Origin of the sequence: Sphingomonas sp. BK235 (assembly GCF_004345855.1) — a bacterium.
GTDB lineage: Bacteria > Pseudomonadota > Alphaproteobacteria > Sphingomonadales > Sphingomonadaceae > Sphingomonas.
This window is the reverse complement of record NZ_SLXN01000003.1, coordinates 585,163-598,471: the sequence shown is the minus strand read 5'-3', so window position 1 is coordinate 598,471 and position 13,309 is coordinate 585,163. Positions and strand designations below refer to the sequence as shown.

Sequence of the window (13,309 nt, the reverse complement as noted above, 5' to 3'; positions counted from 1 at the left end):
GTCGCGATGCCGCGCTCCGCCCGGCGCGCGCCCGCCCCGCCGTCGCTCACGACATCGCCGGCGCGGACGGCGGCGGTCCTTCCGGCAAGGGGATGAACTCGGCGTCGTCGGCGTCGGGCAGCTTCATGCGCCCGGCTCTCCAGTCCGACGCCGCCTGCTCCAGCCGGTCCCTGGACGACGAGACGAAGTTCCAGAAGATGAAGCGCTCGCCGACCGGCTCCCCCCCGAGCACCATCACCGTGGCGGGCGTGACCGCGCGGACGTGCGACGTCGCCGCGCTCACCACCAGCATCCTGCCCGCACCATGCGCGCGACCGTCGACCTCGACCTCGCCCGTCGCGACATAGAGCGCGCGTTCGCGGTGACCCGACGGGATCTCGGCGCTCGCGCCCGGCGCCAGGTCGAGATGCGCGTAGAAGAGGGGCGAGTGCGTCGTCGCCCCCGCGGTCAGGCCGTAGGCCGCGCCCGCGATGAGATGCCCCTTGACCCCGCGCTCGTCCCAGCGTGGCAGATCGTCGCCGGCATGATGCGAGAAAGCGGGGGCGATCTCTTCCATGCCGTCGGGCAGGGCGACCCAGGCCTGTATGCCATGGAGCCGGTCGCCGTGCGCGCGCGCGTGCTCGAGGCGCTCGCTGTGCGTGATGCCGCGCCCCGCGACCATCCAATTGACCTCCTCGGGGCGGATCGGTTGCTCATAACCCAGGCTGTCGCGATGCATGATCTCGCCGGAGAAGAGATAGCTGACCGTCGACAGGCCGATATGCGGGTGCGGGCGGACGTCGAGGCCGCGATCGGCGCCGGCTGCGATGTCCATCGGCCCCATATGATCGAAGAAGATGAAGGGTCCGACCATGCGCCGCTTGGCATAGGGCAGCACGCGCCCGACCTCGAAGCCGCCGCCGAGGTCGCGGCGCCGCTGCTCGATCACCATCTCGATCATCTCGTCTCTCCCGTCTGGTGCCGATCGTCGTCGTGCCGCGCGCAGGCGGAGTCGGTGCGCCTCTGCGCCCCCTCGCCGTCTCGGCGCATCAGGGGGCCGGGCGACGCGCGAGGCGGGGCGCCGTCACGCGTCATGCCGCCGCCCGCGCGAGCGGCGCCACCGCGGTACCGAGCAGCTCGATCGAGCGCCGCATCGCGACATGGTCGCGCGAGGCGGTGCTCATCTGGAAGGTGAGGCGCGCCAGACCGCCGAGCGCCTCGCTGGCCCGCTCGATCTTGGCCGCGATCGTGTCGGGCGCACCGACCAGAAAGGCGCCGTCGCGCCCGGCCATGTCGTCGAACTGCGCGCGCGTCGGCGGTGACCAGCCACGCTCGCGACCCACCGTCGCGGTCAGCTGCGCCCAGCCGGGGAAGAAAGCGTCGCGGGCCGCCGCATCGGTGTCCCCCACGAAGCCCATGGCGTGAACGCCGACCTTCAGCGCCGCGGGTGCGTGGCCCGCGCGGGCGCCCGCCTCGCGATAGAGGTCGACGAGCGGGCGGAAGCGCTCGAACGTGCCGCCGATGATCGCGACCATCAGCGGCAATCCCAGGATGCCGGCGCGAACGAAGGATTGCGGCGTGCCGCCGACGCCGATCCAGACGGGCAATCGCTCCTGGTGCGGGCGGGGAAACACACCCTGGCCGCTCAGCCCGGGGCGGAAGCGCCCCTGCCAATGCGGATGGCTGGTCTCGCCGAGACGCAGGAAGAGATCCAGCTTCTCGGCGAACAGATCGTCATAGGCGCGGGTGTCGAGGCCGAAGAGCGGGAACGCCTCGCCGAAGGAGCCGCGGCCGACGACCATCTCCGCGCGTCCGTGCGAGATCAGGTCGAGCGTGGCGAACTCTTGGAACACACGCACCGGATCGGCCGCGCTGAGCACCGTCACCGCGCTCGTCAGCCGGATTCGGCGCGTCCGCGCCGCCGCTGCGGCGAGGATCACCGTCGGCGCGGAGTCGAGGAACTCCGCGCGGTGATGCTCGCCGATGCCGAACACGTCCAGCCCGACGCGGTCCGCCAGTTCCACCTCGTCGAGCAACTCGGCCATCCGGTCGGTCGCCGAAGGGCGCTCACCCGTCTCCGGATCGGGGAGAATCGCGGCGAAACTGTCGATGCCGATGTCCATCTCAGGTCTCCAGGATCATGCTGCCAGGCGGCGACGGGCGGCGCGACGCCGCCTGCCCGCTTCGATCACGCGCCAGCCGAGCTCGCGGCGGCCACCGGCGTATGCAGCAGCTGCTGCTCCCACAGATAGGCGATGCCGCTGCCGCCGACATGGTCGATCATGACCTGGGTCAGCGGGCCGGCGGTGTCGAGCCTGGCCCAGTCGCGCTGCCACTCGGCCGCCAGCGCCACCCAGGTCATCATGTTGATGCCCGCCGCGATCATCCGCTGGATCGCGACGGCGTGCGCCTCCACCGATGTCCCGCCAGAGGCATCGGTGATGACCGTCACGTCCCAGCCCTCCCCGGCGGCCTGGATCGCGGGCATCGCGACGCAGATCTCGGTCCACAGGCCCGCGATGATCAACTGCTTGCGACCGGTCGCCCTGACGGCATCGACGACGGTCGCGTCCTCCCACGTGTTGATCAAGGTGCGATCGATCACCTCCTGCCCGGGGAAGACGTCGGTCACCTGCTTGAAGATCACGCCACCGCGATCGGCCACCACGCTGGTGAGGATCGTCGGCACGCCGAACACCTTCGCCGCTTTCGCGAGCGCGGTGGTGTTGTTGACCACGGCCTGGGGATCATGACTGTTCAGATTGGCCAATTGATACGGCTGGTGATCGATGAGGACGAGGACCGAGTCCTCCGGACGCAAGAGGGAGCCAAGGCCATTGCGGAAGGTCATGCGCGTTCCTTTGCTGTGGTATCGCGATCTGCTCGGTGCGTCGCCGGCAGAGCGGGGCGACGTCGTCGAGATCATTGCCATCGCAGTACGCGGCACGATAGGCTCGATGGACGACATGCTGTGTCGCACATCGGGGAACGCTGGATGGACATCGAGGAACTGAGAACGTTCGTGGAGGTCGCCGACGCCGGTGGCGTGACGGCCGCCGCGCTGCGGCTCGGCCTGTCCAAATCGATCGTCAGCCGGCGTCTCGCGCGTCTGGAAGCGGACCTCGGCGTCCAGTTGCTGGCGCGTACCACGCGCGGTGCCGCGCTCACCGAGGCAGGGCTGACATTCCGCGATCACGCCGCGCGCGTCTGCGCCGAGATCGACGTCGCGCGCGAGACGATCCTCCCCGAGGGAGAGCTGCGCGGCAGCTTCCGCATCGCCGCCCCGCTGACGTTCGGCCCGACCCATTTCGCCACCGTGATCGCCGAGATGGCGCGCCTCCATCCGCAGTTGCAGGTGCGCTCCTGCTATACGGACCGCTTCGTCGACCTGATCACCGAAGGCTTCGACTGCGCGATCCGGGTCGGCCACCTCACCGATTCGAACATGCTCGCGCGCAAGGTCGGCAGCACGCCGGCCGTCTATGTCGCGACTCCCGCTTATATCGCGGCGCATGGCGCGCCGGAGACCCCGGAGCAGTTCGCCACCCACGACGTGGTGATGCAGGGCACCGAGACGTGGCTCGCCCTCGACGGCGAGACGGTGATCCCGCTCAAGCCGCACGGGCGCTTCAAGGCCGACAATGCGGTCGCGCTGGTCGCCGCGGCGCTCGCCGGGATCGGTCTGGCCGGAGTTCCCACCGAGTTGATCATCGACCATCTCGACAGCGGCGCACTGGTGCCGGTGATGCCGCGGTATCCGCCGCCGATGCTCGGCATCTACGTGATCCGCCCGCCCGGGCAGCATCCCGCGCGCAAGGTGCGCGTGCTCACCGAGATGTTGATCGAGCATTGCGCGATCATGGCGGACGAGATCGCGCGGCGCGACGAGCGACGGGGTCGATAGCGCGCCCGTCCGATCCGCCCGCCGCTATCAGACCGCGGCGCGCGCTCCGAAGGAGGAGCGGCCGAGATGGCGATAGGTGCGCAGCCCATAGGCCACCATCATCGCCATGAGGCTGTTGACGATGAGGGGCAAGGCCGCGGCCGATTCGTCGAACACCACCGCAGCGACGAAGATGCCGGTGCCTTCCTGACGCATCAGGCAGGCGCCTTCGATCGCCAGCCGGTCGGCGCGGCGCGACTCCGACAGCGCGCCCGCAGCGGTCGCCACCGCCACGCCGACGAGGTTGAGCAGCAGCGTGGCGCCGAGCAGATCGATCGAGCAGCGCCACAGCGACTCGGCGTTGGCGTAGAGGATGTACGCGAGCACGCCGCCCAGCGACGGTCGCGCCAGCGACGCGATCACCCGCTCCGCGGCACATGCCGCCGCGGGCGCGATCGCCCGGACGGCGGCGCCCACCATCAACGGCAGGACGCACACCGCGGAGACGCTGGCCAGGATGTCGCGGCCGGGCAGATCGATCTGACCGGACGACAGATCGAGCCAACTCGCCAGCCCGGGGATGAGCCGCGGCGCCACCGCGAGATAGAGCAGGCTGGAGGATAAGGTGAGCGCCACCGCGGTGCTCGCCGCGCCCCCGGCCGCGCGGGCGAGCGGCCCGGCCAGCAGCCCGGCGGGCGATACCGCGAGCAGCGCCAGACCGAAGGCGATCGCCGGCTCGCCGCGGAAGCAGGTGGCGATCGCCAGCCCGGCGAGCGGCAGCAGGATCGCGGTCGCGACGAACCCGGCGATCATGGCGCGGACGGCGACATGGCCGTTCGGGAGCCGGCGCGCGTCGATGTCGAGACCCGCGCCCGTCATCACGAGCGCCAGCACCGCTGGCAATATCACGTTCTCGACCATTCGCCCCCCCGGCCGGATCGAAGGCTCAGCGCCGCGTCAAGCGCGCCAGGGCCCGTGCGCCATGCAACAGCACGTTTGGCAGGTGGCGGGCAAGCGCGAAACCGCGCACCGCGCGGGGCATGTCCAGCGCGATCTGCGGCCGGTAGCTCTGCGGCGCGAGGAGGATCCGCGCCACCTCGCGACCGACGATCGCGTTGGTGGCGATGCCGCGGCCGTTGCAGGCTTGCACCGCAAGCAGGCCGTCGTCGAGCCGCACCACGCGTGGCAGCAGGCTGCTGTTCATCCACGCCACGCCCTGCCACAGATGCGCGATCCTGACCGGCTCATGATAGCGCAGCATCGCGCGCAGCCGATCGTTCACCGCGATCTCGACGGCGTCGGCGGTGGCGTGCGCCGACACGGGATAATAGGTCAGCAGCCGATCCCCCGCGATCCAGCGGATCGAGAAGATGTCGCGCTCCAGATCGGTCAGCGCCTGGCCGTGCGGCAGCACCGCGGCGCGCATCGCGCGCGACAGCGGCCGCGTGACGAGTTCGTGGATGCGCATCGGCAACACCGTCTCGCGCAGCATCGGGTGGAGGCGGTGGTTGCCGCCGTTGGCGCACAGCACGACGCCGGCCGCGCGCACCGTCCCGCCCGCGGTGAGCAGGCGCCAGCCGTGCGCTTCGCGGTCCAGCGCGGTCGCCGGGCTGTGATGGAACAGGCGCCCGCCCGCCGCGACCAGCCGCTCCGCGAGCCCCTGTGCCAGCCGCACCGGATCCACCCCGCCCCCGCTCGCGTCCAGCACCGCGGCGGTATAGCCGGCGGTGCCCGTCAGCGCGGCCACCGCCGCCGCGTCCAGCACGGTGAGATCGCGGCGGAAGGGACGCCATTGCTCGACCACCATCGCCAGCCGGCGCGGCGCGTCTTCTCCGCGCGCGGGCGCCACGAACCCCTGCGGCCGCGCATCGCAGGCGATGGCATGCTCGCGGATCAGGTCGAACAGGTGGCCGCCGCTCTCGCCGATCAGGCGAAGCCAGCCGCCGCCGACCTCGCGGCCGAGCCGAGCGAGGACCCGCGCGGGCGTGGTGCGAACCAGCTGGGGCGCGACGATGCCCGCGGAGGCGCCCAGCGCCCCCGCCCCGGGCACGCTCTCCTCGACCACCACCACCTCGCGGCCCGCCAGCGCGAGCTGGAGCGCGAGCGACAGGCCCGCGATGCCCGCGCCCACGACCGCGAACTCCGCCTCGACCACCCCGCGCAGCGGCGGATGCGCCACGACGTCGGCGGCCTCCGCCTGCCAGAAGGACGCGGTGTCGGCGCCGCCCCAAGGCGGCGCGCGATCACGCCCGCGGGTCACCGGCCCGTGTCCGATCGCTCCGTCATGCCGCCCCCAGCGCCCCCGAACCCCCGCATCGCGTTCAAATGGACGTATCGAGCGCGAAGGTGGCCGCTGTCAACCGGGCGGTGAGTCCTTGTCGCGCGGGTGCGCCAGGTTGCTGCCGATGATCTGCAGCGTCGCGACGAAGCGCTGCAGCTCGTCGTGGCTGAGCCCCCTCGTCGCTTCCACGAACAGCGGCGCGACCAGCGGCGTCAGCGTGTCGAGCAGCGCGCGGCCCGCCGCCGACATGCGCACGTCGGTGGCGCGGCTGTCCTCCTCGCTCTGCGCGGTGTCGACGAGGCCCAATTCCCCCATCCGTTCGACGATGCGGCTCACCGTCGGCCGCTTGATCAGCGCCATGTCGGCCAGGTCCGTCATCCGGCAGGGCTGGTGATCGCGCAGCACCGTCATGATCCGGTACATCGCCTTGTTCGCCCCATGTGCGGACAGCACCGCGTCCATGTTGCGGTGATACATGTAATCGGCGTGGGCGATCAGATAGAAAGGCGACGTGGCCAGGCGGAATGCCTCGCTGGTCGGATCGAACATCCGGTTCCTGGTCACTGCGCATCCTCTCTCTGCGATCCTGTCCGCCCCACCGCCGGCCCGGCCGACCGGTCGCGATCACGCCGCGTGCCCCATGGCCGTTCCGCCTCGCGCCGACAATCGGCATGGCGGGCACGGCGCCGAATTGGCGGGTTGACACGTGCATAGAATTGCGTTCACTTTCACGCAACAGGGCAGAGACTAGGGGGTAGACGATGGGACCGGGCAGGCGAGCCGCCCTTCTGGGGTGCGCGGCGGTGCTGCTGCTGGGCGGGTCGGGGCCGGCGAGCGACGCCGCCGCGCAGGGACCATCGCGCGCGCAGATGGGGCAGCGGATGGCGCAGGCGCCGGTGGCGGTGCCGATCCTGCCGATGAGCGAGACCGAGCAGCGCGCGCCGGCGCTGCCCCCCGTGCTGTCGATCCGCGATCGTGCCAAGCTGCAGAACGCGATCCTGGCCGAGCGGCTGGACACGATCGTCCCGCGGCTGATGCGGCAACAGGGCATCGACATGTGGGTGCTGATGGCGCGCGAATATTTCGAGGAGCCGGTGGTCGCCACCATGCTCAACTCGGAGAGCCTGCACGCGCGCCGCCGCACCATCCTGATCTTCTTCGATCCCGGAGCGGGCAAGCCGATCGAGCGGCTGACGGTGAGCCGCTACGGCCTCGGCGGCCTGTTCAGCCCGGCCTGGGACCCCGACAAGCAGCCCGACCAATGGAAGGCCGTGGCCGAGCTGATCGCCGCGCGCGACCCGCGCAAGATCGCGATCAACACCTCGGCCGTCTCCGCCTTCGCCGACGGGATGACGCTCAGCCAGTACGACGAGATGAAGGCGGCGCTCCGCCCCGACCTGCGCGCGCGGATCGTGCCCGGCGACCGGCTGGCGATCGGCTGGCTGGAGACGCGCATCCCCGCGGAGACGCGGATCTATCCCGGCATCCTGCGGCTCGCGCACGGGATCATCGGCGAGGCTTTCTCGCGCAAGGCGATCACGCCGGGGCGGACCACGAGCGACGACGTCGTGTGGTGGTACCGTCAGCGTGTCTCCGATCTCGGGCTCGCCACCTGGTTCCAGCCCTCGGTCGGCATCATCCGGCAAGGCTCGTCCACCATGCTGGAGGGCGACACCGTGATCCAGCCGGGCGACCTGCTGTGGACCGACTTCGGCATCACCTATCTCCGACTGAACACCGACACGCAGCATCTCGCCTATGTGCTCAAGCCCGGCGAGACAGCCGTGCCCGCGGGTCTGGCCGCGGGGCTGAAAGCGGCCAACGGGGTGCAGGACGCACTGCTCTCCTCCTTCGAGGTCGGCAAGAGCGGCAACCAGGTACTGGCCGCGGCCCGCGCCAAGGCGATCGCCGCCGGGCTGAAGCCGAGCATCTACACGCATCCCCTCGGCTATCACGGCCATGCCGCCGGCACGGCGATCGGTTTCTGGGACAAGCAGAGCGGCGACGAGCGCGGTGAGTATCCGATCCACGCCGACACCGCCTGGTCGATCGAACTGGCGGCCTATGCCACGGTCCCCGAGTGGGGCGGACAGGAGGTGCAGTTCCGCGCGGAGGAGAACGCTTTCTACGACGGGCGGCGGGTGCGCTTCATCGACGGGCGACAGACCGAGATCACGCTGATCCCATCGGAGTGACCGGAGGACGCGGGCAGGCTTGAAGAGGGGGACGGCGGATGGCGAAGCGGTGGGCGGCGGGATGGGCGATGTTGCTGGCGACGACCGCGCCGGCGTCGGCGGATGATTTCCGCGTCACCTTGCCGGCGAGCGCGACGGCCGACCAGGTCGACGGCCGCGTGCTGGTGATCCTGACCAAGGACAAGCAGACCGAGCCGCGCTTTCAGGTCCGCCCCGATTATGTCGGCGCGCAGGTGTTCGGCGTCACCGTCGACGGGTTGCGGCGCGGCCAGTCCGCCACCGTCGGCGCCGACGTGCTCGGCTTCCCCGCGCTCAGCACCGCGCAGGTCCCCAAGGGGCGCTATTGGGCGCAGCCGGTGCTGCACCGCTACGACACGTACAAGCTGGCCAACGGCCGCACCGTCAAGCTCCCCGCCCCGCGCGGGGCGGGTCAGAACTGGCGGCTGGAGCCGGGCAATCTCGTCGGCACCCCGCGCGAGATCGACTTCGATCCCGCCGGCGGCGCGACCATCGCGCTCGAGCTGGACCGCGTGAATCCGCCGATCGCCGAGCCGAAGGACACCGAGTTCGTCCGCCACTTCAAGGTGCGCAGCGAGCGCCTGTCCCAATTCTGGGGTCGCGACATCTACATCCGCGGCCACGTGCTGGTCCCGCGCGATTTCGACCGGCACCCCGAAGCGCGCTACCCGCTGATGATCTTCCACGGGCATTTCCCGGACGATTTCGGCGGCTTCCGCACCACGCCGCCCGATCCGAACCTCAAGTGCGAGCCGAGCGAGCGCTTCGGCCTCCCCTGCTACAATCGCGACGAACAGCAGGAGGCCTACGACTTCTACAGGAAATGGGTGTCGGACAAGTTCCCGCGCTACCTCGTCGTCGAGATCGACCATTCCAACCCCTATTACGACGACAGCTATGCGGTGAACTCGGCCAATCTCGGGCCGTATGGCGACGCCATCACCTATGACTTCATTCCCGAGCTGGAGCGCCGCTATCGCGGCCTCGGCGCGGGCTGGGCGCGTTTCCTCTACGGCGGGTCGACCGGCGGGTGGGAGGCGCTGGGCGTGCAGGTCAAATACCCTGACCAGTATAACGGCGCCTTCGCCGCCTGCCCGGATCCGATCGACTTTCGCCAGACCATGACGGTGGACATCTACCGCGACGCCAACGCCTATCGCTACGAAGGTCCGTTCGGCAGCGTCGAGCACCCGGGCAAGCGCGACTGGCTCGGCCATGTACCTTATACCATCGAGCAGGAGAACCGGCTCGAACTGGTGCTCGGTGACAAGTCGCGTTCGGGCGGCCAATGGGACATCTGGGAAGCCGTCTACTCGCCACAGGGTGCCGACGGCTATCCGAAGCGCATCTGGGACAAGCGCACCGGCGTCATCGACAAGGAAGTCGCCGCTTATTGGCGCGAGCATTACGACTTGCGCCACATCCTGCAACGTGACTGGAAGACGCTGGCCCCGAAACTTCAGGGCAAGATCCACATCTATGTCGGCGACATGGACAATTTCTACCTCAACAATGCCGTCTACCTGATGGAGGATTTCCTCAAGACGACGAAGCCGGCCTATGGCGGCGAGGTGGATTACGGCGACCGTCGCGAACATTGCTGGAACGGCGACCATGCCACGTCCAACGCGATCGGCCGATTGCGCTACAACAGCTTCTACTTGCCCAAGATCCTGAAGCGGATCGAGGCCAGCGCCCCCAAGGGCGCCGACCTCACCAGCTGGCGATACTGAAGACCCACTGACGACGGCCGACAACGGCCGCGACCACCGGAGGAACAGGCGCCCGTCCGCGCGGGGCGGCGCGGCGCGGACAGACGCGTGCCCGTCGCTCGCGACGATGCGCGCCCAAGAGGGAGACAAGGGACGTGAACATCAGGCATCGCTCGGCCCTGCTGGCCACCACCATCATCTGGGGCGCGGTCGCGCTTCCCGCCGCGGCGCAGGACGCGCCGGCGACCGCCTCGGTCGCCCCTCCCGCCGCCGACCCCGCCCAGGCCGCCGCGGAGGCGGAGGGCGCCACCATCGTCGTCACCGGATCGCGCATCCGCTCGGCCAACGCCACCAGCATCAGCCCGGTGATCCAGGTGACCGGCGAGGAGTTCGTCACGCGCGGCGCGACCCGCAGCGAGGATCTGGTGAACCAGCTGCCCCAGGTGTTCGCCGCGCAGGGTTCCGCCAATTCCAACGAGGCGACCGGCACCGCGCAGGTCGACCTGCGCGGCCTCACGCCGGTGCGGACGCTCGTGCTGGTCAACGGCAAGCGGCTTCCCTACGGCAGCCCCAAGTCGGTCCCGTCCGATCTCAACCAGGTGCCCGCCGCGCTGGTGCGCAACGTCGAGGTGCTGACCGGCGGCGCCTCCGCGGTCTATGGCTCGGACGCGATCGCGGGCGTGGTCAACTTCAACCTGATCGACAATTTCGAGGGTGTGAAGCTCAACGCCGGGCTCAGCATCTATCAGCACAGCAACGGCAACCGCGGCTTCCGCGACCTGCTGGACGCGAACGACCGGCTGGTGCCGGGCGCCTATCCCAAGCCCGACACCTCGGTGTGGAACGGCTTCACCCAGGATTATTCCGCGGTGCTCGGCACCAACATGGCCGATGGGCGCGGCAACATCACCGCCTACGCCACCTATCGCAAGATCCGCCCGATCCTGCAGGCCGACTACGATTACAGCGCCTGCGCTCTGGGTACGACGGGGACCGGTGGCGACACCTATTCGTGCAGCGGCTCGGGCTTCAACGATCCCGCCAACATCGCCAACACGGCGGCGGTCGCCAACGTGCCGACGCAGTTCCGCGTCGACAACGGCCAGTTCGTCTCCGGCCGCCGAACCTATAATTTCGCACCGTCCAACTATTACCAGCGTCCCGACGAGCGCTACACGCTCGGGGCGGTCGGCCATATCGAGCTGAGCGAGCGGCTCATCCCCTATTTCGAGCTCAGCTACATGAACGACCGGTCGACCGCGCAGATCGCGCCGGGAACGGTCTCGGGCGGCGTGCTCGGCAGCGGCGGCGGGCTCAATTGCGACAACGCCTTCCTGAGCGCGCAACAGCGCCAGTTCGTCTGCGGCGCGGCCGGCCTGTCGACCGCGGGCAATTACGACGCGGCCGGCGCTTATGTCGGGCCGGGGGCGATCGCGCCGGGCATCCTGCTCAGCCGACGCAATGTCGAGGGCGGTAACCGCCAGGACGATATCCGCCACTCCACCTTCCGCCTCGTCGGCGGGCTGCGCGGCCAGCTCGACCCCGCGTTCAGCTACGACGTCTATGCCAGCTACGCGCGCGTCGAATACCGCAGCCGCTTCACCGGCGACGCCAACGTCCAGCGCGTAGCCAACGCATTGAACGCGGTGATCGACCGACGGACCGGCTCCGCCACCGCCGGTCAGGCGGTGTGCGCCATCAACGCCGACGCGGTGTCGGGCAACGACGATCCCAATTGCGCGCCGCTCGATTATTTCAGCGGCCAGCCCGCCAGCGCCGCGGCGGTGAATTACATCTCCGAGTCCAAGGGGATCGTGGGCGACACCGGGCTGACCAACATCGTCGCCTCGCTCAACGGCGACCTCGGCAAATATGGTGTGATCCTGCCCTGGGCGGAGAGCGGGATCGGCGTCGCCTTCGGCCTCGAATATCGCAAGAACACGCTCGAGCTGCTGCCCGACGAGGTCTATCAGAATTCGGTCTCGCCCGAGTTCCCGGTACGCGGCTCGACCACCGCCAAGGAGGTGTTCGGCGAGCTCAACGTGCCCTTCATCGAGTCGCGGCCGTTCTTCCACCTGCTGTCGTTCGAGGGCGCCTACCGCTATTCCGACTATGACACCGGCTTCAAGACCCACACCTACAAGCTGGGGCTGAACTGGGCGCCGATCCGGTCGGCGCGGTTCCGCGGCAGCTACCAGCGCGCGGTGCGCGCGCCCAATGTCGTCGAGCTCTTCTCCTCCCAGTCGCTGTTCGAGGTGGAACTGACCGAGCTCGCCAACGGCCTCTACGATCCCTGTGCCGGCGAGACGCCCTTCGCCACCGCGGAGCAATGCGCGCGCACCGGCGTGACCGCAGCACAATACGGGCGGATCATCGACAACCCGGCCGGTCAGTTCAACTCGCTGATCGGCGGCAACCCCGATCTCGACCCGGAGAAGGCCGACACCTGGTCCGCGGGCATCGTGCTGGAGCCCGCGTTCGTGCCGCGCCTGTCGCTGTCGGTGGACTATTTCGACATCCGCGTGAAGAACCTGGTCGGCAGCGTGAACCCCAATCTGACGATGACCAACTGCCTTTCGTCGGGGGATCCCTTCTTCTGCGGGCTCATCAACCGCGGCGCCGGCGGCACCCTGTTCCTCAACGACACGGGCTATTTCCGCCGCTTCAACGTCAATACCGGCTCGCTCAGCACGCGCGGGATCGACGTCGCGCTGGACTATCGCGTGCCGACCGATCGGCTCGGCACCTTCGCCCTCAATCTCGCCGGCACCTATCTGGCGGAATATGAGACCGTGCCCCTGCCCGGCTCGCCGGCCTCGGACGTCTATGACTGCAAGGGTCTCTACGGCGGCCTGTGCGGGCGGCCGCGGCCCGAGTGGCGCCACCGCGTGCTGGGGACCTGGAGCTCGCCCGGCGGCGTCGGGGTTAACCTGACGTGGCGCTACATTTCCGCGGTCAAGATCGCGCAGACCAGCGACCAGCCCGCGCTCGCCGGCAGCTATGCGGCGCTCAACGAACGCCTCAACAGCCGCAGCTACTTCGACCTCGCCTTCACCTTCGACGCCAAGGAGAATATCCGCTTCACGCTCGGCATGAACAACCTGTTCGACAAGCAGCCGCCGCTGACCACCACCGCGGCGATCGAGGATGGCGGCAACGGCAACACCTATCCGCAATTCTACGACGCCGCCGGCCGCTATCTGTTCACCAGCGCCTCGTTGCGCTTCTGACGATCCAGCGC

10 protein-coding genes are annotated in these 13,309 nt (G+C 69.5%); 4 read left to right on the top strand and 6 right to left on the bottom strand.

Annotated features, from left to right (window positions below):
* Positions 1–46 precede the first annotated feature (46 nt).
* The 3 genes from EV292_RS11720 to EV292_RS11710 form a co-directional block, all read right to left on the bottom strand.
* Positions 47–940 carry a pirin family protein gene (locus EV292_RS11720; protein ID WP_132909359.1) on the bottom strand — a complete coding sequence of 298 codons (894 nt, stop codon included), beginning with the start codon at positions 938–940 and terminating at the stop codon, positions 47–49.
* A gap of 130 nt (positions 941–1,070) precedes the next feature.
* Entirely contained in the window at positions 1,071–2,102 is a 1,032-nt protein-coding gene (locus EV292_RS11715; protein ID WP_132909358.1) for an Atu2307/SP_0267 family LLM class monooxygenase, read from the bottom strand.
* Positions 2,103–2,167: 65 nt separating this feature from the next.
* Positions 2,168–2,947, bottom strand: coding sequence for a hydrolase (locus EV292_RS11710; protein WP_207913404.1), 780 nt, complete (start codon positions 2,945–2,947; stop codon positions 2,168–2,170).
* Between the two features lie 27 nt (positions 2,948–2,974).
* Here EV292_RS11710 and EV292_RS11705 point away from each other — a divergent pair, with 27 nt between their 5' ends.
* Positions 2,975–3,883 (top strand): LysR family transcriptional regulator, encoded by a 909-nt coding sequence (locus EV292_RS11705; protein ID WP_132909357.1) that lies wholly within the window; start codon positions 2,975–2,977, stop codon positions 3,881–3,883.
* 27 nt (positions 3,884–3,910) lie between these two features.
* Here EV292_RS11705 and EV292_RS11700 read toward each other — a convergent pair whose 3' ends face one another.
* From EV292_RS11700 to EV292_RS11690, 3 genes are all read right to left on the bottom strand, one after another.
* Complete coding sequence (locus EV292_RS11700; RefSeq protein WP_132909356.1) at positions 3,911–4,783, bottom strand: bile acid:sodium symporter; 873 nt, start codon at positions 4,781–4,783, stop codon at positions 3,911–3,913.
* A gap of 25 nt (positions 4,784–4,808) precedes the next feature.
* Positions 4,809–6,122, bottom strand: a complete 1,314-nt coding sequence (locus EV292_RS11695) for an FAD-dependent oxidoreductase (RefSeq protein ID WP_207913403.1) — start codon at positions 6,120–6,122, stop codon at positions 4,809–4,811.
* Between the two features lie 96 nt (positions 6,123–6,218).
* A complete protein-coding gene (locus EV292_RS11690) occupies positions 6,219–6,707 on the bottom strand; it encodes a MarR family winged helix-turn-helix transcriptional regulator (protein WP_132909354.1) in 489 nt (162 codons plus the stop codon).
* Between the two features lie 197 nt (positions 6,708–6,904).
* Here EV292_RS11690 and EV292_RS11685 point away from each other — a divergent pair, with 197 nt between their 5' ends.
* From EV292_RS11685 to EV292_RS11675, 3 genes are all read left to right on the top strand, one after another.
* The gene (locus EV292_RS11685) at positions 6,905–8,338 is read left to right on the top strand and encodes a M24 family metallopeptidase (protein ID WP_243693730.1); all 1,434 of its coding nucleotides are present in this window, start codon (positions 6,905–6,907) and stop codon (positions 8,336–8,338) included.
* A 38-nt stretch (positions 8,339–8,376) separates the two neighbouring features.
* Positions 8,377–10,089 (top strand): hypothetical protein, encoded by a 1,713-nt coding sequence (locus EV292_RS11680; protein WP_132909353.1) that lies wholly within the window; start codon positions 8,377–8,379, stop codon positions 10,087–10,089.
* 134 nt (positions 10,090–10,223) lie between these two features.
* Entirely contained in the window at positions 10,224–13,298 is a 3,075-nt protein-coding gene (locus EV292_RS11675; protein ID WP_132909352.1) for a TonB-dependent receptor, read from the top strand.
* The last annotated feature ends 11 nt before the right edge of the window (positions 13,299–13,309 follow it).

Bases quoted from the DNA above. Each gene is read 5' to 3' on its own strand.
- EV292_RS11720 (WP_132909359.1), bottom strand. From the start codon at position 940: ATGATCGAGATGGTGATCGAGCAGCGGCGCCGCGACCTCGGCGGCGGC.
- EV292_RS11715 (WP_132909358.1), bottom strand. From the start codon at position 2,102: ATGGACATCGGCATCGACAGTTTCGCCGCGATTCTCCCCGATCCGGAG.
- EV292_RS11710 (WP_207913404.1), bottom strand. From the start codon at position 2,947: ATGTCGTCCATCGAGCCTATCGTGCCGCGTACTGCGATGGCAATGATC.
- EV292_RS11705 (WP_132909357.1), top strand. From the start codon at position 2,975: ATGGACATCGAGGAACTGAGAACGTTCGTGGAGGTCGCCGACGCCGGT.
- EV292_RS11700 (WP_132909356.1), bottom strand. From the start codon at position 4,783: ATGGTCGAGAACGTGATATTGCCAGCGGTGCTGGCGCTCGTGATGACG.
- EV292_RS11685 (WP_243693730.1), top strand. From the start codon at position 6,905: ATGGGACCGGGCAGGCGAGCCGCCCTTCTGGGGTGCGCGGCGGTGCTG.
- EV292_RS11680 (WP_132909353.1), top strand. From the start codon at position 8,377: ATGGCGAAGCGGTGGGCGGCGGGATGGGCGATGTTGCTGGCGACGACC.